Consider the following 21,280-nt stretch of genomic DNA (forward strand, 5'->3'; position numbering starts at 1 on the left):
GAAGACGAAAACCTTTATAAAGAATTGCTTAAAAAGAGCCACATTGCACAAATATGCAATGTGGTTCTTTTCCTATTGTAACGGAAGAAATAAAAGTGATTACGTTGATTGGAGTGGAGACTGGACGACTCTTAGGGATCAGCGACAGTGGAACGAAGGCTAAAATCATCAAGTCCTATAATAATGCCTTCGTAACCAACATCGGTGCTGTCGCTACATTGCACTACTCTTTCAATATTAGTCTTAGCACTTTCTATTAATAATTTATCTTTTCAACGCATGAATGATAATGTAAGATGAAATTGACTCCATATGATTACCTTTTGTAAAGGAAAGGATGTTATTTGATGATCCAATCTTTTTGGCAAAAGTATAAAAAAAGTATGTTGCTCCCCGGCATACTTATAATCAGTGGACTTTGTTACTTCTTTTTTTCGAGTTCTGACTCTTCACCTCCCCAAGAAGAGCTCATCGAAACAATCCAACCTATTGAACAACTGATATGAAAGAACCTGTTGAGGAAGCGGTCATACAGCAGGTATTTGTTGATATAAAGGGTGCTGTTATGTATCCAGGTGTCTATGAGCTACAGACTGACCAGCGAATTATAGATGCAGTAAAGCTTGCAGGTGGTTACACTCAGGATGCTGATACGCAACTCATTAATCATGCGCAAAAAGTTGAGGATGAGATGGTTATTTACATTCCTCAAAAGGGTGAAAAGCTAGACGAAATTACTTCTAATATCTTGAAGATGCCTACTAGTGTAACATCACAAGGTGACAACGGTATGAAAGATCAAAAGGTCAATTTAAATAAAGCAGATGAAGCAATGCTTACGACATTATCAGGCATTGGTCCATCAAAGGCGCAAAGTATTATTTCGTACCGTGAGGAGAATGGTGGCTTTAAAACAATTGAGGATTTAAAAAAAGTGAGTGGTATTGGCGACAAAACATTTGAGAAGCTAAAGGATTTTATTACAGTTAAGTAATGGCAGGAATTTTGAGATATTGACGTTTCTTTTCAAAAAGGGCTACACTATAAAGCATAGTGACTGTTGCAGTAAAGGCACAGTTTGTTAATGGCTCATCACAAAAAGTTGTGGATGAAATTTGATAAGACATATTCCTTGTAAATAAGTTGATTGGAGTGGAGGCTGAGCGACTCCTTGGGGATCAGCGTCACAGATGAGACCCTGCAGCGAAGCCAAGCTGCTCATCGGACGCCCCCAGGAAGCTCTGCTCTGCGCGAAAGCGAAGGTCAGCGGCAAATGTTTTATCTGTGCGAAAGCGAAGCGTCAGCAACAAAGCGTCCAGTCGGAACGGAAATCAACCACACGTCATGGTGATGAGCCTTGTTAATTCAATGTATGTAAAATTTCGGAGGTAGTCATATGGAGCGAATTACTTGGGATCAATTTTTCATGGCGCAAAGCCATTTACTCGCATTACGTAGTACATGTACAAGACTTGCGGTAGGAGCAACTGTCGTTAGGGATAAGCGAATTATTGCAGGAGGCTATAATGGTTCAATTACAGGTGATGAACATTGTATTGAAAAAGGCTGCTACGTTGTTGATAACCATTGTGTACGTACAGTGCATGCTGAGATGAATGCACTGCTACAATGTGCTAAATATGGTACGCCTACAAAAGGTGCAGACTTATATGTTACACATTTCCCGTGTCTGCCGTGTACGAAATCTATTATTCAAGCAGGTATTGAACGTGTGTATTACGCTACCGATTATAAAAATAACCCTTATGCACAAGAATTATTTGAAAAAGCAGGTGTAGAGGTTGTACACGTTCCGTTTGATGAACGCAAAATCGACTTTTTAAGCGACGAAAAATTAGCCTTGTATATAGACATGTTAAACGAGCTGCGTGAGAGTGGTATGCCTGCAGAAAAATTGCTCCCTTATGAACAGAAGGTGAGTGCATTATTTGGCAAAGAGCTTTAAAGAATAAATGGATTTACGTAGCACTAGCTGTACTTGTTGCTTCAATAGCGGCATACAAGTCAGCTTGGCTACTCTCTATTCTTCTGCTTTTCACGTTATGGCTTAAATTGAAAGGTGAAACACGTTTAATTTCAGCGTTTGTTATCGTCAGTGGATTTCTTTCCTATTTCTTCATTATTACATTTCAATTGACGGAATCTCCCCCTCTACCGTCAACATTCCAAATAACTTGGTCGAGTGAATATAAAATAACTGGTCATAAGCTTAGAGGCTTTGTCAAAACTGAAACAGGTGAAAAGCTGTATGTCGTATTTACATTTTCATCAGAAGAAGAGAAAAGCTTTTATGAAACTACTTCATTGACAGGTAGGACCTATCAAGTTCAAGGAGAACTTATAGTACCTCTTCCACCTGCACATGCATATGCGTTTTCTATGGAAAAATATTTGATAAGTAAAGGTGCCAGGGGAATATTTGAAATTTCAAGCTGGATCTTTAAAGAAGAGAAAAAATCCATTCGTTCGTTTCTTGCTAAACAGAGACACTTTATGAAAAAACATATTGAAACAACATTCCCAGAGTCACTAGTTGCAGAGGCACAAGCACTTCTAATAGGATCACAGGATCAAGTCGATCATGAGCTTCGGAGAGCCTATGAAAAGCTTGGTATTACACATCTATTTGCTATCTCTGGTCTGCATGTGGCGCTTGTCTCATGGTTGTTTTTTGAAGGTCTTCTACGTATAGGCATACGGAAGGAAATGGCGACTATAGTTTTGCTCATCATCTTACCTATCTATGGGGTGCTAGCTGGTGGTGCTCCTTCTGTATGGCGTGCGGTATCTGTCGTAGAATTAATCATGCTGATGCGTTACGCTAGGTGGCAAATATCGATTGATGATGCCTTAGCAATTAGCTTTATTTGCTTTGTCCTACTTGAACCAGGTGTCATTTATCAGATTGGCTTTCAATTGTCATATTTAGCAACGGTTAGTCTTGTCTATTCTGGCGTCATTTTAAGAAGATCCTCGAACTGGTTAATCCGTTCATTTTCCATTACATTTGTGTGCCAGCTTCTTGTTTATCCATTATTACTTCATCATTTTTATGAAATTTCAATTTCTTCATTTTTAGCAAATATTATTTTCGTACCTCTGTTTTCCTTTGTTATTTTGCCATTAAATATTGCTATGTTTGTAATAACGTTTATATCGATGCCAGTAGCAAAAGCTTTGTTTGTTGGATACGAGCCGCTCCGAGGTTGGCTTACAAAGTTTATATTATATCTTCAGGAATTGCCGTTTCAGCTGTGGTCGCCAGGGAAACCTGCTATATGGCTTATTTGCGTGGCTTTGATAAGTGTATTAACAGGTTTCTATTTTATCGAAATAAAACATTATGGTAAATTTGCAGTTGTCATGTTCATTCCTGCGTTATGTATTCATTTATCGCCAATGTTGTTTAACGAAACTAAGCTTACATTTTTAAACGTTGGTCAGGGTGATTGTACTGTTATTGAATTACCGTTTAGAAGGGCTGTATATGTTATTGATTCAGGCGGCTTACTTCGATTTGAGCAAGAAGTATGGAAGACTTCAGAAAGCCCATATGAGGTTGGGAGACAAGTTGTTGTACCATTTTTGAAAGGGAAAGGGATACGGGACATTGATATTTTTATCACCACTCATGCGGATGCCGATCACGTGGAGGGAGCGGAAGAGATTTTGCAAGAGATTAACATGCGTGAAATTCACCTCACTCCTGGTTCAATGGATAAACCTGTAATGCGGGATTTACTGATGGAAGCCAAAAAGCGAAAAGTTCCTGTGAAAGAAAAAATGCAGGGGACAGCGTGGCGCGTAGGAGAAACTAGTTTTTATTATCTCTGGCCCCGTGACACCCTTTATGAGGGTAATGATGATTCAATTGTTTTATATATGCAACAGGGGTCATTTAGAGCATTGTTAACTGGTGACTTAGAGGAACATGGTGAGCAGGAGCTTATTCATCTTTACAACAAGCTCTTAGCGAATATGACATTATTGAAGGCTGGACACCATGGCAGTAAAACATCAAGTATTGAGCCTTTTGTAGAGCTGTTACGACCTGAATTAACCATTTTCAGCGCCGGGCTTAATAATCGCTATAGTCATCCGCATGATGAGGTTGTGAAGCGTTTTACAAGTCGAAATTTATCTATATTAACAACAGGAATAGTTGGGACGATTGAAGTAAGAATTCGTGGAAATAGTTGGTCTGTGCAAAAGGAAAAAGACCTTGTCCAATGAGCAAGGTCTTTTTCCTCGTACATTACATTTAATTATCTAGATGCTACTTCTACTACTATTGCGATGAGAAACATAAGTGTAAACATTCCGAATGATACACCGAAACCAACTCCTGAATCAGTTGCATCGTTACGGCTACATTGTATGTTTTTTCCTTCAAATGGATTCATTGTTATCCCTCCAATTCTGTTATTTATTATAAGACATCGTTTTCATAAAAGCTATATCGAAAAGGAGAATTTACCATGTGGCAAAGAATCGACACAATTCGGTCAAAGTCACAAAGGAATTCAAATCATGTATACTAGTAGTATTGCTAGATGGAGGGAAAATTATGATTTCAACGGTTTGGAATAATATTAAAAAAGGAGAACTCTCACCAGTTTATTTACTCGTGGGTGAGGAGGGCTATTTTATAGATGAAACAGTTAAACGGTTAAAAGAAGCAATTGGACCCGAAGAAGAGATAGAGATGTCAACATTTGATTTGGAAGAAGTGCCAGTGGATGCCGTTATGGATGAAGCAGATACAATTCCTTTTTTCTCTGAGCGAAAGCTTATCATTGCTAAAAACGCTTCCTTTTTAAAGGCAACCGAAAAAGGAAAAGAAAAAATTGACCATGATATTAAACGCTTAGAAGCATGGCTTGCTAATCCTTCTGATTTTTCAGTAACAGTTTTTATAGCACCCTATGAAAAATTGGATGAGCGTAAAAAAGTGACAAAGATGATGAAGGAGCATGCGTTTTTAGTCCAAGCTGAAACACCAAAGGAGCAGGACTTAGCTGTGTGGATACAGAGTATAGTAAAAGCGGAGGGCAACAGCATTACACAAAATGCGATTGAACAGCTTGTCGCAATGGTTGGATCGAATATGCTACAGTTGCAAATGGAAATTGAGAAGCTAACTCTTTATATAGGAGATGGCGGTGAAATAACTACTACCCTAGTCGAGGATTTAGTGGCAAAAACGTTAGAGCAGGATGCCTTTAAAATGTTAAATGCTTATTTTGCGAACGATTCTGTAGGGGCACTGTCTATTTATCACGATTTACTACGTCAAAAGCAAGAGCCTATCATGCTTGTTGGTTTGCTTGCATCAAATGTACGTACAATGTCCAATGTTTTTTATTTATTAAAAAAGGGCTATCATCCACAGCAAATCGCAAAAAATTTAAAAATACATCCTTATCGTGTCAAGTTGATGGTTGAGCAGCGAAATCGTCCATCAGAGGAAAGCTTATTGAAGGCGTTATATCAGTTAGCAGAGGTCGATTTACAACTGAAATCAACAGGAGGCAATCGTGAGCGTTATTTAGAACTCTTTTTATTACGTCAACTTTAAGGGTATAGCGGTAAGATAACGTCAATTGATGAGCTGTCCGAAGCAATATGGGCAGCTCTTTAAAGTAAGTACAATAGTGGGATAATGAAGTTACGACAAGGCGTAATTAATTTTCTTATAAATTAAAAAGATCAGCTACTCCTAATAGAGTAAACTGATCTTTTTTAACAATTACGCTTTTTTAGCAAGGCGAGACTTTTTACGAGCCGCCGCGTTTTTGTGGATAAGTCCTTTTGAAGCTGCTTTATCTAAAGATTTGTAAGCTGCTTGTAAAAGTTCTTGTGTGTTTTCAGCTTTAGCAGCAACAGCGTTTTCAGCTTTTTTCACTGTAGTACGCATTGCAGATTTAGCTTTAGTGTTAGCAGCGTTAGCTTTTTCGTTAACTTTTACGCGTTTAATCGCAGATTTAATGTTTGGCATATGTTTCACCTCCTAAAATAGGTACGAGATGATATCTTCTCATTGATTTCTTGTGTCAATACAACAAAAATCATTTTAACAAACGCTTGGACAAATTGCAATAGATAAATGCAAAGAATATTTACTTGACAGTTTGAACAAACTACAGTTGAGGTGAACTGTATGCAAAATTTTAATTGGCAACGTACGGATTTGATTGATGAGTCTGAAGAGGTAGTTTTACATCAAACGAAAGAGCAAAAGGATACGCTTAAAGAGTCGAGTGGTATTCAAATTGAAGATCGCAATACTGGTCGGGTAAAAATTACTGATGTGCTCGTTAATGCAGAAGGTGAGAAGCAAATTGGAAAGAAGAAAGGGCAGTACATTACTCTTTCTGTGCCTACTTTGACGCTAGAAGATCAGGATGGATTTGAGCAGCTTGAAAAAGAATTACTTGTGAATTTTAAAAATATGCATGAATCTATGTCGTGGAAAGAAGATGACAAAATTTTAATTATCGGTTTAGGGAATCGTACAATTACACCAGATGCTATAGGACCGTATCTTATTGATCATTTGCATAGTTTAGATGTAATTGATGAAAAATTCGTCATGTATGCGCCTGGTGTAACGGGGCAAACAGGATATGAAACTGGTGAATTTGTAGCGGCGTTGGCAGAGCGACTTAAACCTAAATTAATTATTGTCGTGGACGCACTTGCAACGAGAGCTAGTGATCGCTTATGTAAAACAATTCAATTAACGGATACAGGAATACACCCTGGTTCAGGTGTAGGAAATCAGCGTAAGGAAATTTCATATGAGATGCTTGGTATTCCTGTTACCGCAATTGGTGTCCCAACAGTAGTTGATGCACCTGTATTAATTGCGGATGCTGTAGAGGTAATGTTACGTTCTATAGCTGCACGGGTTGCAGAGCGGAGTAAACCTTCATCAAAATTGTCATTGTCGTCTTGGCAACCAGATATAAATAAAGAACTAGATATGTCTTTAGTTGAGCCGATTTTTGGTGAATGGGCTACGTGGTCTAAAGAAGAGCGTCAGGAGTTGTTTACAGAGACCTTCGCAGCCTCGCATAAGCAGCTGATGGTTACGCCAAAGGAAGCAGATTATTGGGTAGATAAATATGCAAAACTCGTGTCATCTATGCTTATGAAATGGGCCAATAATCTATAATTTTTTTCGTTCTAAATGTCACATCCCCTCCATACGATATGTGGAGGAGGGTGTGACTTTGCTAAAAAAACTACAGTGGTCATTTGGTTTATTATTGTTCTTCTTCGTATTACCTGTCATTGCTGGGCAACTTCCGTTCAACAAGCAAGCATCGACTCCGATAAAAGAACCAGAGGATAAACAAGTCGTGTTTGCCGCTACTAATTTACCTGAACAAAGTGCACTGGAGCAGACAAAAGAGGAAACTAAAGAGGAAACACAAGGTCAAACAAAAGTGGAAACACAAGATCAAACACAAGATTCATCAAAAGATCCATTTAAAGTATTGTTGTTATTTACACATTCACAGGAATCATATCAACCAGTGGTAAAGGCTGCTAGCGGGAAAGCAGCCGTTTATGATGAAAAAACAAATATTTTAAATTTAAAAGATACTATTTCTAAGCATTTTAGCATGAATGGTATACAAACGGACGTTTTAGATGTTGATGTTATGAAGGAACTAAAACTTAAAGGGAAAAGTTTTCCGGATTCTTACAACTTTGTACGTCCTTATTTAGAAAAACGTTTACAAGAGCAATCCTACGATTTAGTTATCGATTTGCATCGAGATTCTGCTAAGAGAAATGCGACAACTTTAACATATAACAATGAATCCTATGCACGGATTGCAATTGTTATTGGTGCAGAGCATAAGAATTATAGATGGAATACTGCTTATGCAGAAAGTCTATCTGCTGCCATGAATGAAATTGTGCCAAAGATTTCTAGAGGTGTTATATCAAAAAGTGGTGACAATGTAGATGGACGTTATAATCAAGATTTGACAAAAGAAATGATATTAATTGAACTGGGTGGAATTGACAATACGGGAGAAGAATTGAATCGTACAATTGCTGTAATAGGAAAAGCTATATCAAAATCCTTCATTACAGGAAAACAACAATAATTTTAATTTTGAATTGGCGAAAGCAGGGATTTTTTATAGCCTTCTTTTTGCCAATTTTCTGTTGAAACGTTGCACTTAATAATTTTTTGGACAAAGTATGAAAATTGAATGATTGTTAACAAAAATACCAGGAATTTTTTTTTAGAAAAAATAGTTGTAAAGCCTTTTAATTATTCATTTCTTGCCTTATAATTTTCGAGTCAGCACATAAAGACTTGACGATGAGTTGTAAAAGTTTTGTATCGGCATATGCAATAGGCGAAATACGCTTTTAAAGCATCTACCATTTTGGAGATGCTTTTTTGATGGATAAAATATGAAAAAGATTAACCTTTATTTTTAAAAAGATGAAGGAAAACATACATATGAAAAGTTTATTTTCGAGTTGTTTAGTGATCAAAAGAATATTTAAAGATATCTTAAACTTTTATTAATACTCATCCGTCATTTATATAAGTGAATGCACCGAATCATTAGTTAAAAGGGGACGATATTCGACTATAAAAAATTCACACTATAAAAAGGCTTATAGATTATCGGAAGAAGAGGAAGGAATATTATGTCAGGCAAGTCAGTCAAGTCAGTCAATCATCGTTATATCCCCGGGTTAGATGGGATTCGAGCTTTAGCAGTACTAGCTGTGATAGCTTATCATTTTAACTTCAAATGGGCCAGTGGTGGGTTCCTAGGAGTTGATATCTTTTTTGTTTTATCAGGTTACTTAATAACATCTACTATGTTACCTTTAAAAGGAAATCAGTTAACAGTAGGTCTAGGTAAATTTTGGGTTGGTCGATTTCGACGCTTATTACCTGCTGCTTATGTAATGATCATTACTTCATTCGTTTGGGCTACCTTATTTCATAAGGAACTTCTAAATACATTGCGCGGAGACGCAATTTCCTCTATTTTTTATTCAAGTAATTGGTGGTTCATTTTTCATAAGCTTTCTTATTTTGATAGCTTTGGATCCCCTTCACCTATAAAAAATCTATGGTCTTTAGCGATTGAAGAACAATTTTATCTTATTTGGCCAATTCTGTTAATGCTAGGGCTTTATCTTGTTAAAAAACAGAGTAAATTAGCCATTTTTATCTTTATCGGTGCAATATGCTCAGCTGTTTTAATGGGCGTACTGTATGAGCCAGGAGCTGATCCTAGCCGTATTTATTACGGGACAGATACACGATCCTTTGAATTACTTATTGGTTGCTGGCTAGCTCTCGTTTGGCCGATGAAAAGACTATCTTCTCAAAAGCTATCTACTGACCATGTCAATAAACTAAACGTCATAAGTTTGGTAGCTTTTGGTATTTTTATTTTAAGTATTATTTTTGTAGATGAATATCAAACTTTCTTATATAGAGGAGGCATGTTCCTTTTCTGTCTGAATGCAGCAATATTAATAGCATGTGTATGCCATCCGATTAGCATTTTAGGAAAATTACTTTCTTTGAAGCCTCTACGTTGGATTGGTTCAAGATCGTATGGGATTTATCTATGGCATTATCCAATTATGGTGTTGGGCACTCCAGTCCATGAAATAGGTAATCCTGTATACTGGCGAGTTGCTTTACAGCTAGTTCTTATTTTAATTATTGCTGAAATGTCATATCGTTTTATCGAAATGCCAATACGGAAGGAAGGATTCCGCTCCTATTATCGACAGTATCTTGTATTTAATAAAAATAAATGGGGCAGCTTTTCGTTTACTAGAAAAATTTCTACGGTGCTTGTTCCACTATTCCTTCTAGTGTTTTTTACTGGAATGACAGGCGTTGTAGGAGAAGAACAAACACAATCAAAAGAATCTAAGCCAACAGAAATTAAAATAAATGGTGGAGAACAACCTTCGAAGCATAATGACTCTGTAGCAGAAAAAGAAACTACAGAAAGCGATTCATCGAATGTTGAGAATGAAAAAATTGAAACTAACTCTCAATCGGACAAAGAAGAACCTAAGCAAGGAGAAAATGATACAACTGCTAACCCTAATGAATCCTATAATGGGATATTAGCTATTGGAGATTCTTTAATGATAGATATTGCTACAAGCTTACATAATATCTATCCTAACATTACAATTGATGCAAAAATTGGTCGTCAAGTTTCACAAGCTGTCGAACTTGCACCAAATTATGCTAGTTTTAATCAGCCAAATAAAGCAGTTATTATTCAACTTGGCACAAATGGTTTCTTTACGAATGATCAGATCGATACACTACTTGAAGCTTTCTCCAAAGCAGATATTTACTTAGTGAATACTCGGGTACCGCGTTCTTGGGAAGGCAAAGTGAATTATTCATTACAACAAAAAGCTCAAGAGCATAATAATATTACATTGATTGATTGGCATTCTGCTGCTATCAACCATCCAGAATTCTTTGCTCCAGATGGCGTACATTTAGAACAAAAAGGTATTAATACGTTAACAAACCTTATTCAACAAACAATAAATATATAATTTAGTAATAAAATATCCAGAGTGCACGTAAGTGTAGCTGGATATTTTTTTTGTAGGAAAATCTTAAGCATTCTTTATCATTTTTTTATTGATTGCAGAGGTAGTGATTTTGAATAATCACAATGTTTTGGTAATTCCAATGAGTTAAAAGGGCTACTGAATGTGTGAGGTTTTTAAATATGAAATAATCCATTTGACTGCACTCGATTCATTCTAGTTTGTTCCTTAAAATAAAGAAAGAATATTCGAAATAATTTGACAACACTATTTATCTTTGATAATATGAAATCGCATACGTCTCTTACATATAAACTGGGGGGAGTAAATCAAATGGTGAAAACTCTGTACAAATTAGATTTAAGTAAATCAATGGAAGAACAGGCACATCCTGGTCATAATCGGTGGCACCCAGACATACCAGCAGCATTTTCAGTAGATCCAGGCACTTCTTTTAGAATGGAATGTAAAGACTGGACAGATGGACAAATTAAAAATGATGATAGTCCGAATGATATTCGGGATGTGAATCTTGCACGTGTTCATGTGTTGAGTGGACCGGTCTATGTGAACGGCGTTGAACCAGGAGATTTACTTGTCGTAGATATTTTAGATATTGGTACTTTTCAAGATTCGGCGTGGGGGTTTAACGGCATTTTCGCAAGAGAAAATGGGGGAAGTTTCTTAGTTGACGAATTTCCAGAAGCAGCTAAATCAATCTGGGATTTTGAAGGCATTTATACCACTTCGAGACATGTACCTGGTGTGAAGTTTGCTGGGATTATCCATCCTGGCTTAATAGGCGTTGCTCCCTCTATGGAACTTTTGCAAAAATGGAATGAACGAGAAAAAGAACTCATCATGACTAACCCGGACCGAGTTCCAACGTTGGCCAATGCACCGACCCCAGAGAGGGCAGTGCTCGGCACATTAAAAGGGGCTGAGTTTGATCGAGTAGCTAAGGAAGGAGCTCGAACAGTACCACCAAGGGAAAATGGCGGGAATTGTGATATTAAAAATCTATCTAAAGGGACGAAAATCTTCTTCCCGGTATTTGTGGAGGGAGCGAAGTTATCGGTAGGAGATCTTCATTTTTCACAAGGGGATGGAGAAATCACATTTTGTGGTGGTATCGAGATGGCAGGATGGATTGATCTAAAGGTAGATGTCATTAAAGGTGGCATGGAAACCTATAAAATTTACGAAAATCCTGTATTCCAACCGGGCCCAGTAGATCCAAACTATAATGATTTTCTCGTTTTCCAAGGGATTTCAGTAGATAATAGGGATGGGAAACAACATTATTTAGATGCTACTCTTGCGTTTCGTCGGGCATGCTTGAATGCCATTGAGTATTTAAAAACGCTGGGTTATACAGGTGAACAAGCCTATATGCTGCTGAGTACAGCACCAGTTGAAAGTCGAATCAATGGCATAGTCGACGTTCCAAATGCTTGTTGTACCATTGCAATCCCTACAAAAATATTCGATAAAAATATTATGCCAAAATGATAGGATAAGGAGGTTTATTCTTGCCTAGTTACACATTTCGTTGCAATGATTGTGGAGATTTTACGTTATTTTTTAAATCAATGGCAGGGAATAAAGAAAAATCAACTTGTCCTATTTGCCAATTAGAGTCAAATCGGGTCTATTTTGCACCGAATGTGTATTCCCTTTCGAGAGCACTTAGTTCGCAAATCGAAAAGGGAATGGAACCGCAAATTATGAGTCGAGAAGAATTAGGGCCCAATAAGCCAAGGAAAAAGGCGGGCGCTAATCGTCCGTGGCAATTCGGGTAGCACCTGTTGCTTTACTGAATATATTGGATAAAGATGCTATTCTATCATTCAGCGAAGGCGTCTACTGTGATAGGAGAAAATAATAAGACTGACAGTAGTTTTCGCCGAGCGTTGTCGATAGGATTTTTTATCAGATCCTGACAGAAGACTCCCACTTCAAGCGTTAGCTAAGTGACGAGTAGTTCAATGTATATTAATCATCTCTAAACGACAAAATAGCTGATTGCCCGTTGTAAAATGGCCAATCAGCTTTTTGTGGAGTCTTGAAGTGCATTATTAAAGCGCCAAACGTTTTAACAGTTGGTCTGGACATAACTTAGACACAATTCTGACAAACGGAGAGGATTAACATTTGTTACTTAAAGTAATTTGTTCGATTTCTAATAAATAAGTTAGAACCGTAACATAATCTGCGAATATCTTCATCAATCATCAGTGTATAGATCTTTAACCAATTCCAACAAATTTCTCCTAATATGCCGCCGTGGATTTGATTAAGCAATTAGCAGCAATCTTTCTTCTCTCCGTTTTCATTAGCCCCAATCAGCCCCACACTATTTCTTTTATATGCATTGTTTTGCAGAGGAACAGCACACTATTTAGAATAATCATTGATTTAACAGCATTTATGCCGTTCTATTGTTGTGGTTTGTATAAGGTTCATAGTATAATTCATTATAGTTTAATTAGGAGTGGAAAAGATGAACCGAGAAGCACGTTTAAAAAGACAAGAGAATATCCGAAATTTCTCTATTATTGCACATATTGACCACGGGAAATCAACGCTTGCTGACCGTATTTTAGAGCAAACGAAATCATTAACATCTCGTGAAATGAAAGCACAGCTCCTTGACTCAATGGATTTAGAGCGTGAGCGAGGCATTACGATTAAATTAAATGCAGTCCAATTAAAATATGAAGCGAAAGATGGCGAAGTGTATACATTCCATTTAATCGACACACCAGGACACGTCGATTTCACATACGAAGTATCACGTAGTTTAGCTGCATGTGAGGGCGCAATTTTAGTTGTGGACGCAGCACAAGGTATTGAAGCTCAAACATTAGCAAATGTTTATTTAGCCCTTGATAATGATCTAGAAATTTTACCAGTTATCAATAAAATCGATCTACCAGCTGCAGACCCAGAACGCGTACGTCAAGAAGTAGAAGATGTAATCGGGTTAGATGCTTCTGAAGCGGTACTAGCTTCTGCCAAGGCTGGCATCGGAATTGAAGATATTTTAGAGCAAATTGTAGAGAAGGTACCTGCACCAACTGGTGATCCAGAAGCGCCGCTACAAGCCCTTATTTTTGACTCTATTTATGATGCTTATAAAGGTGTTATTATTTCCATCCGAGTTGTCAATGGTACAGTAAAACCGGGCGATAAAATTCGTATGATGGCTACTGGAGCAGAATTTGAAGTTATTGAAGTAGGGGTACACACACCAAAAGTTGTACCACAGACTGAACTAACAGTAGGTGACGTAGGCTATTTAACAGCATCTATTAAAAATGTAGGTGATACTCGTGTGGGGGATACAGTTACATTTGCTAATCGCCCTGCGGCTGAGCCATTAGCAGGTTATCGCCGTTTAAATCCAATGGTTTATTGTGGACTATACCCAATCGATACAGCAAAATATAATGACTTACGTGAAGCGTTAGAAAAGCTAGAGCTTAATGACTCTGCACTACAATATGAACCAGAGACATCACAGGCTCTTGGTTTCGGTTTCCGTTGTGGCTTCTTAGGGCTTCTACATATGGAAATTATTCAAGAGCGTATCGAGCGCGAATTTAACATTGATTTAATTACAACTGCACCTTCTGTAATTTACAATGTCCAAATGACAGATGGATCTACAGTTAAGGTTGACAACCCATCATTTATGCCAGATCCTCAAAAAATTGATCGAGTGGAAGAACCATATGTAAAAGCTACAATTATGGTACCAAACGATTATGTAGGAGCTGTAATGGAGCTTTGTCAATTAAAGCGCGGTAATTTTATGACGATGGATTATATTGATACGACACGTGTCAGCATTGTTTATGAAATGCCGTTATCAGAAATCGTTTATGATTTCTTTGATTATTTAAAATCAAATACGAAGGGCTATGCATCATTCGACTACGAACTTATTGGTTACCAGACATCAAAACTAGTGAAGATGGATATCTTATTAAATGGTGAGCAAGTCGATGCACTAAGCTTTATCGTACACCGTGACTTTGCGTACGAGCGTGGTAAAGTCATCGTTGAAAAGTTGAAAGAATTAATCCCACGTCAACAATTTGAGGTGCCAATTCAAGCAGCAGTTGGTCAAAAAATTGTGGCACGTTCAACAATTAAAGCCATGCGTAAAAACGTATTAGCGAAATGTTACGGTGGGGATATTTCCCGTAAACGAAAACTTCTTGATAAACAAAAAGAAGGTAAAAAACGTATGAAACAAGTAGGTTCAGTCGAAGTACCACAAGAGGCGTTCATGGCTGTTCTGAAGATGGATGATTCGAAGTAACGTTGATATAACAACGTTTATAAGGGTTTGAATTGTGTGTTATGAAGGCTTGAAACTTATCATTGCACAACGTAGTAATTAAAATGTAAAGACCAAGATAGCTTATTTGCCGTCTTGGTCATTTTCTAATTTTAGATTAAAAACTTACATAACTAGCTTCATCACTGTCTGAGTCATAATATAGAAAATCTCTTATTCCGTGTTTTTCCTGTAAGTATTCTTTTACTATTTCTATATCTTTACCGAAAGTAGGAAATGGAGAGCTTCTGAAATATATTAAATAGGGTCCATGATCCATCTTCAGGTATAGAAGCGTATAGTATTTCTTTATCTAGTCAAAGTTGGTGAAAAAAATAAAATACCAGGCGCTCATGTGAGTACCTGGTATTTATTTTGTTTATTCCTCATATGGTCCATATTTTGATAGAAGCTCTTAGTTATTTTTTGACTTCCTACATCTTACTTAAAGATTTATTCATCTGTCTTTCATTTGATTTTACAGCTTCACTATCTACAGTATCAGCTCCGCGATATACGTATTTCATGTTTTGGAAATAGTCGAATGCAAAATCCTTTAGAGCTCCTGAACTGTTTTTTTCAACGTAGTAAGATTTTAAAATGTTAGTTAACATACGTTCGTGATTTTCAATTTCGCTTAAATAAGTACCTGATTTATAATCATTAACGATTTCTTTACTAAATTGATCAACTTCTTCTGGTGTTGCTTTATATTCCATCAAAAACTTTTCAAGTGCATAAAATTTATCAGATGCTCTATCGGAGTTTCCTACTATATTTGCTATTTCTGTTTGCCAATTTGTTATTACAACATCAGTGGCTATTTCATCTTCTATACTTTTTTCTTTTGCTTCAGCCTCTTCATTTGCTTTTTGTTCTTTATCCTCAGCTTCTTTAGCTTCACGTGCAGCTTTTTCCTCACGTGTTTCTTCCTTAGATTTTGCTGCTGTTTCTACTTTTTCTTTGTCTTTAGAGTCTTTAGATGATTCAATACCATTTGTAGGTACCATTATAAATCCAATAATAAAAACAACTATTGAAATACCTAGAACAAGACCACCTTTCATTTTCTTCTTTCTTATAAGTCCGATTACTAATAAAACAAGACCTACAAAAAATCCAAGAATACCTAAAAATGCTAACGTAGTTCCCATAAATAAACTCTCCTCTCAATTTCCAATTTAGGAAACTTAGTTATAAATGTACATAAAAAAAACAGACAACTTTATTTAGTTATCTGTTTTATAAGAGAAAGTTTATTTTGTAATTTTTACATTATTAAATCTGTAGTCTTCCCAGTTAGCAGTAAATGCAATGTTAATTGAATCAGCATTAACAGGTTCAAAGAAAATCACATTTTCGGCAGTTACACCTGGTTCAATATATGAATCAGTATGAGGAACATCTTTTTTATACCATCTTTTAAAATTGAAGTCAGTGTTGTAACTGTATTGTTTTCCATTTGCAACAACCCTAGTCAAAGAATCACTAGTATTTATTGCATCCTTAGAGTTATTTACATATGTAACATAAATTTTTAAAGAATCTGAATCCTGAATTACTTTGTCAATTTTAACTGTTACATTTTTAATAGTTTGTGATAATTCAGATTGGGTAATAGAAGTTCCCTTAGTATTGGATGTGACAGCATACGTTTTAGATTTGCTATCGTAAGTTACTTTACCTCCAAATAGCTCAGTAACATCATTTAAAGGTACATATGCCTTATTATTAATTAACTGTACATCAATAGATTGTTTTTTTCCGTCAAAAGTAAAATTGTATTTAGTTGCAGCGTAAGCGCCCATACTAAAAGTTAAAAGTAAAATAAATACACTAAATATAACTGTTGATTTTTTCAAATTAAATCCCTCCTATTTTAACTATAATAGGAAATTTAATAAGATTTGTACAGCATAAAAACAAAAAAACAATTTAGTTATCTGTTTCCTCATCATTTACTATCATCACTAATTCGTTCATATCTGTTATTCCAAATGCGTTCACTAGTTCATCAATTACGTGTTTTGTGTAACTTTTAGTTTTGATTAGATGATAACTCTGAAACTTTACTAGCGTCAATTGGTTCTTTTGCATTTTCTATTGTTTTTTGAAAAGCTTTCAAATCAACCTTATACATATTCTCGCCAACTTGTTCAGTAAAACCTTTATATCCATAAGCACCTTGAAGGATCGTTAACATTATACTCAAATCTTCCATAGAAACCATTTTTAAATACACCTCTCTTCAAAGGATTCCAAAATTATAAATGTAGAATATTTACTGTTCTTCGAATCTCAACCACCTGTATTAATGAAGTTTGAAAAACCTTTTGGCTTAATTTTTACATTGTAATCGACCGTTACTATAAGTCGTAATCAAACTTCCTTCCTTGAAATATATGTCTTTGAAAAACTATACCGAATCGTCCGAATAATGTCAGTGATGAAAACAGACAACTAATTAGTAATCTGTTTAAATATTTTTTTATAGGTTTGTCTCAGTAGCTCTGTAGCCTCATACAAAGCTTTTTTACTTACTAGTCTTACAGGATGTCTTCAAAGTAAACCTCTCAGAATCTTGGTGATCCAAGTATCGTGGTATCACATCTGTGGCAATTGGATAGCTTACTTTGTTCATATTTTTCACAGCTGTTGAGAATTATATGGCAGCACAATATCTCACCGTCAATGTCCGAAAAACTGATTCAACACTTATGATTTATACAATCATGAAATTATTCGAGTCATTCTACTGGTGAGATAGATATTTAGACTGTATTCAAACTGTATTCCCTCTCAAAAGTTTCAATAAATTTAATAGCACTTTTTGAAAGGTAACGGTCCTTCAACCAGATCACGGCGGAATCTGATTGAATACTAAGTTCTTCAAGCTCCAATATTTTCAGGCCATTCATAGAAAATGAACGTAAGACAGACCTTGGAAGTAAGGAAGCACCGACACCTTCTCTAACTAGGGACATAATCATAGCAGCGTCTGAACATTGACAGACAATATTTGGTTCATAGTGATATTTTCTACAAGCTTCTATAACGAGTTCGTATTGACCAACACCCTTAAAACGTTGTAGCAACATTAGTGGCATACTTGAAAGTTCATCTAGTCTTAATGTATTTTCATAATTCCAAGTCTCAGGGATAACGGCTACAAAATGGTCCGGAGGTAATGGCAGTGAGGACAAGTCATCTGATTCTGCCTCTAAAGGTAACCGGACTATAGCAACCTCAATATGCCTATTTCTTAAATCTTGTAATAATCGATAGGTATCCCCTTCGTATAAACGAAATGTTACGTTTGAATACTTTTCTCGGAAAAAACGAATGCGTTCAGGTAAGTGAGAAAAGCATGTTTTTACAGATCCAATTGATAATGTACCCTTAAGACCTTCCCCTACTTCTTTCACTTCCATAATTGTTTCATCAATCTGACTTAAAAGATTGATAGCTCTCTTATACAACACTTTTCCTGCTGCTGTAAGTTCTATATTTTTTCCATTTCGTACTATCAAAAGAGTACTAAGCTCTTCTTCCAGCGCTTTTAGCTGTTGACTAAGGGGGGGTTGGGCCATATGTAACTTTTTTGCTGCTCTAGTAATTTGGCCTTCTTCAACAATAGTGGTAAAGTATCGCAATTGTCTTATATCCATGAAAATCCTCCTTAGAAAGCATATTTATTTTATATACGTTACAAACATTTTAAATATTTTAAATATTACAAACTTAATGATACATTAATCTTGAAAATGATTCCATGAAAAGGTAAAAAAGGAGACGATAAAATGTCTAGAATTCGAAAAGCTAAAGAAAGTATAAAAGGTTCGATTGCACCAGTTATTACACCCTTCAAGGAAGATGAAAGTTTAGATTTACAGACATTTGAAAATTTAATTAACTGGCAAATAGAGAGTGGGAGCCATGGCATTTCGGTAACCGGGACTTCTGGAGAACCTAGTTCTCTAACGATTGAAGAGAGAGAGCTTGTGATGGAAACAGCAAGTAAAACGATTAACGGACGAGTTCCATTTATACCAGCAACGGGATCAGTTAATCATAATGAAGCGCTAAGGTTAACAAAGGCTGCTCAAGAAATGGGAGCAGATGCCGCGATGGTCATTGTTCCATACTATAACAAGCCTTCCCAGCAAGCATTATATAAACACTATAAAGCTATTGCAGATGCCGTGGATATTCCAATTCTTGTATATAACATACCTGGAAGAACAGGTGTGAATATGGAAGTAACAACAATGGCTCGACTTGTTGAAGATTGCCCGAACATTATTGGTGCCAAAGAGTCAAATAAAGATTTTGAACATGTCAATCGTGTGCTATTAAATTGTGGGAGAGATTTTAGTCTATTCTCAGGAATTGAACTTCTTTGCTACCCAATGTTAACAATCGGTGGAAAAGGTTCTATTAGCGCCACAGCAAACGTTGCACCAGCGAAAGTAGCGGAAATGCACAATGCTTGGGAGGAAGGCGACGCTGAAAAAGCTTTAAATCTTCATTATGAATTAATGACATTAAATGATGTGTTATTCAAAGAAACTAACCCTGGACCAGTAAAAGCAGCGCTGGGCATGATGGGTAAAATTACGCCAGTTTTACGCAAGCCAATGGATTTACCATCTGAGGCACTTCAAAACGAGATTCGTGAAGTTTTAAATCAATATGGAATTTTATCAAATGAGATTGTAACTAAATAATCATTCAAAATCTAAAAAATTCTCTTACTCCTTGTTACAGGAGTAAGAGAAGGATGAGGAGTGTAATAACATGCAGGTTCAAGTAACTGAGACTCAAAAAAATCACGTACACAAGCAAGTAGCAAATGTAAAACTCTATATTAATGGACAGTTTGTCGACAGTAAATCAGGTGCTTCTTTTGCAAATAAAAATCCATTTACCAATGAAATAAACAACTATATCGCTGAGGGGCGTGAAGCGGATATAAATCAAGCAGTTCTTTCAGCAAAAGAAGCGTTTGAGAATGGTCCTTGGGGCAAGATGAAATTGAAAGAAAGAATGAAATATATTAATAGAATTGCAGATCTCATCGATGAGGAGATTGAAGAAATTGCGTTCTTAGAATCACTAGATACAGGTCTGCCAATTAGCCAAACAAGAAATCAAACCGCACGTGCTGCAGAAAATTTCCGTTTCTACGCACGAATGGTTGAGACAAAATTGCATGGCGAATCTTACCCAATGGATGATGAATTCATTAATTATACAGTTTATAAACCATTAGGCGTTATAGGGTTAATTACTCCATGGAATGCCCCATTCATGTTAGAGACTTGGAAAGTAGCGCCTGCATTAGCAACTGGAAATACTGTTGTTCTAAAACCAGCTGAACTTTCACCATTGACTGCAAATAAATTAGCTGAAATTATTCATAAAGCTAAAGTTCCGGATGGAGTCTTTAATGTCGTTCATGGCTTTGGAGAAACAGCAGGTGCTACTCTTGTTGCTCACCCAAATGTGAAAGCGATTTCATTTACAGGTGAAACGACTACAGGTTCCACTATTATTAAAAACTCTGCGGATACTTTAAAGAAAACATCGATGGAGCTTGGTGGGAAATCACCTTTAATTGTATTTGATGATGCAGATCTTGAACGTGCTCTAGATGCAGCAATATGGGGGATTTTCTCTTTTAACGGGGAACGTTGCACATCCAATTCTCGAGTATTCTTGCATAAAAATATTAAAAATCAATTTGTTGAAAAATTAAAAGCACGTGTCGCAAACATTAAAATCGGTGACCCGATGGATGCATCAACTGAGCTTGGTCCGCTCATTGAAAAAGGTCACTACAACAAAGTAAAAAAATATATAGAAATTGCTAAACAAGAAGGTTGTGAAGTAGTTCAGGGAGTGGTTCCGGAGAATGTAAAGGCAGGTAATTTTGTCCCACCGACACTTTTATTAAATGCGAAAAATGATATGAGAGTATGTCAGGAAGAAATCTTTGGTCCCGTTATGGCCGTAATCGAATTTGAAACAGATGAAGAAGTACTTCATATGGCAAATGACGTATCTTACGGACTAGCTGGTTTTGTATGGACAAAAGATTTAAAGCGAGCACATCGTATGGCGGATGCTATTGAAGCAGGTATGCTTTGGATAAACGCTCAAAACGTACGAGATCTTCGAATTCCATTTGGCGGTATGAAAGATAGTGGAATTGGAAGAGAGGGTGGCCATTACGCAATCTTTGAATTCTATACAGAACCAAAAGTAGTCCATGTCGCTATAGGTGACCATCATATTCCGCAATTTGGGAAGTAAAAACTATTT

Annotated in this window: 18 protein-coding genes and 1 pseudogene; 12 read left to right on the plus strand and 7 right to left on the minus strand. The window is 36.4% G+C overall.

Translation table 11 applies throughout. The annotated features are described in order from the left end of the window. The first annotated feature begins 502 nt into the window (after positions 1–502). From JNUCC51_RS19130 to JNUCC51_RS19140, 3 genes are all read left to right on the plus strand, one after another. A complete protein-coding gene (locus JNUCC51_RS19130) occupies positions 503–994 on the plus strand; it encodes a helix-hairpin-helix domain-containing protein (RefSeq protein ID WP_337989302.1) in 492 nt (163 codons plus the stop codon). Positions 995–1,396: 402 nt separating this feature from the next. Further along, a complete protein-coding gene (locus tag JNUCC51_RS19135; protein ID WP_337989303.1) occupies positions 1,397–1,966 on the plus strand; it encodes a ComE operon protein 2 in 570 nt (189 codons plus the stop codon). Positions 1,967–2,073: 107 nt separating this feature from the next. Beyond that, a complete protein-coding gene (locus JNUCC51_RS19140) occupies positions 2,074–4,254 on the plus strand; it encodes a DNA internalization-related competence protein ComEC/Rec2 (protein ID WP_337989304.1) in 2,181 nt (726 codons plus the stop codon). A 32-nt stretch (positions 4,255–4,286) separates the two neighbouring features. On the opposite strand, the gene JNUCC51_RS19145 is transcribed toward JNUCC51_RS19140, so the two are convergent. After that, positions 4,287–4,424, minus strand: coding sequence for a YqzM family protein (locus JNUCC51_RS19145; protein ID WP_337989305.1), 138 nt, complete (start codon positions 4,422–4,424; stop codon positions 4,287–4,289). Positions 4,425–4,588: 164 nt separating this feature from the next. Here JNUCC51_RS19145 and holA point away from each other — a divergent pair, with 164 nt between their 5' ends. Continuing rightward, the gene (gene holA / locus JNUCC51_RS19150) at positions 4,589–5,599 is read left to right on the plus strand and encodes a DNA polymerase III subunit delta (protein ID WP_268637652.1); all 1,011 of its coding nucleotides are present in this window, start codon (positions 4,589–4,591) and stop codon (positions 5,597–5,599) included. A gap of 171 nt (positions 5,600–5,770) precedes the next feature. Here holA and rpsT read toward each other — a convergent pair whose 3' ends face one another. Next, positions 5,771–6,019 carry a 30S ribosomal protein S20 gene (gene rpsT, locus JNUCC51_RS19155; protein ID WP_079562884.1) on the minus strand — a complete coding sequence of 83 codons (249 nt, stop codon included), beginning with the start codon at positions 6,017–6,019 and terminating at the stop codon, positions 5,771–5,773. Between the two features lie 162 nt (positions 6,020–6,181). On the opposite strand from rpsT, the gene gpr reads away from it, so the two are divergent. The 5 genes from gpr (at position 6,182) to JNUCC51_RS19180 (ending at position 12,410) form a co-directional block, all read left to right on the plus strand. Continuing rightward, positions 6,182–7,198 (plus strand): GPR endopeptidase, encoded by a 1,017-nt coding sequence (gene gpr, locus JNUCC51_RS19160; RefSeq protein ID WP_134018543.1) that lies wholly within the window; start codon positions 6,182–6,184, stop codon positions 7,196–7,198. 52 nt (positions 7,199–7,250) lie between these two features. Continuing rightward, positions 7,251–8,147, plus strand: a complete 897-nt coding sequence (gene spoIIP, locus JNUCC51_RS19165; RefSeq protein ID WP_337989306.1) for a stage II sporulation protein P — start codon at positions 7,251–7,253, stop codon at positions 8,145–8,147. 559 nt (positions 8,148–8,706) lie between these two features. Beyond that, positions 8,707–10,611 carry an acyltransferase family protein gene (locus JNUCC51_RS19170; protein WP_337989307.1) on the plus strand — a complete coding sequence of 635 codons (1,905 nt, stop codon included), beginning with the start codon at positions 8,707–8,709 and terminating at the stop codon, positions 10,609–10,611. 330 nt (positions 10,612–10,941) lie between these two features. After that, on the plus strand, positions 10,942–12,120 hold the full coding sequence (gene fmdA, locus JNUCC51_RS19175; protein WP_337989308.1) for a formamidase: 1,179 nt from the start codon (positions 10,942–10,944) through the stop codon (positions 12,118–12,120). A gap of 20 nt (positions 12,121–12,140) precedes the next feature. Continuing rightward, positions 12,141–12,410: an FmdB family zinc ribbon protein gene (locus tag JNUCC51_RS19180; protein WP_337989309.1), complete on the plus strand. Its 270-nt coding sequence runs from the start codon at positions 12,141–12,143 to the stop codon at positions 12,408–12,410. A 348-nt stretch (positions 12,411–12,758) separates the two neighbouring features. Here JNUCC51_RS19180 and JNUCC51_RS19185 read toward each other — a convergent pair. After that, positions 12,759–12,906: pseudogene (locus JNUCC51_RS19185) on the minus strand (GNAT family N-acetyltransferase); the annotation flags it as partial. 205 nt (positions 12,907–13,111) lie between these two features. Here JNUCC51_RS19185 and lepA point away from each other — a divergent pair. Further along, positions 13,112–14,938, plus strand: a complete 1,827-nt coding sequence (gene lepA, locus JNUCC51_RS19190; RefSeq protein ID WP_337989310.1) for a translation elongation factor 4 — start codon at positions 13,112–13,114, stop codon at positions 14,936–14,938. Between the two features lie 452 nt (positions 14,939–15,390). On the opposite strand, the gene JNUCC51_RS19195 is transcribed toward lepA, so the two are convergent. From JNUCC51_RS19195 to JNUCC51_RS19210, 4 genes are all read right to left on the minus strand, one after another. Next, a complete protein-coding gene (locus JNUCC51_RS19195; protein WP_337989311.1) occupies positions 15,391–16,110 on the minus strand; it encodes a cell envelope integrity TolA family protein in 720 nt (239 codons plus the stop codon). 102 nt (positions 16,111–16,212) lie between these two features. Further along, positions 16,213–16,818: a stalk domain-containing protein gene (locus JNUCC51_RS19200; protein WP_337989312.1), complete on the minus strand. Its 606-nt coding sequence runs from the start codon at positions 16,816–16,818 to the stop codon at positions 16,213–16,215. 176 nt (positions 16,819–16,994) lie between these two features. Beyond that, positions 16,995–17,186, minus strand: coding sequence for a hypothetical protein (locus JNUCC51_RS19205; protein ID WP_337989313.1), 192 nt, complete (start codon positions 17,184–17,186; stop codon positions 16,995–16,997). Between the two features lie 541 nt (positions 17,187–17,727). After that, the gene (locus JNUCC51_RS19210; RefSeq protein WP_337989314.1) at positions 17,728–18,624 is read right to left on the minus strand and encodes a LysR family transcriptional regulator; all 897 of its coding nucleotides are present in this window, start codon (positions 18,622–18,624) and stop codon (positions 17,728–17,730) included. Between the two features lie 132 nt (positions 18,625–18,756). On the opposite strand from JNUCC51_RS19210, the gene hpaI reads away from it, so the two are divergent. Both hpaI and hpaE read left to right on the plus strand, forming a co-directional pair. After that, positions 18,757–19,683, plus strand: a complete 927-nt coding sequence (gene hpaI / locus JNUCC51_RS19215; protein WP_337989315.1) for a 2,4-dihydroxyhept-2-ene-1,7-dioic acid aldolase — start codon at positions 18,757–18,759, stop codon at positions 19,681–19,683. Between the two features lie 70 nt (positions 19,684–19,753). Continuing rightward, positions 19,754–21,271 carry a 5-carboxymethyl-2-hydroxymuconate semialdehyde dehydrogenase gene (gene hpaE, locus JNUCC51_RS19220; protein WP_337989316.1) on the plus strand — a complete coding sequence of 506 codons (1,518 nt, stop codon included), beginning with the start codon at positions 19,754–19,756 and terminating at the stop codon, positions 21,269–21,271. Positions 21,272–21,280: the final 9 nt, after the last annotated feature.

Source organism: Lysinibacillus sp. JNUCC 51 (genome assembly GCF_015999525.1).
GTDB classification, from domain to species: Bacteria; Bacillota; Bacilli; order Bacillales_A; family Planococcaceae; genus Lysinibacillus; species Lysinibacillus xylanilyticus.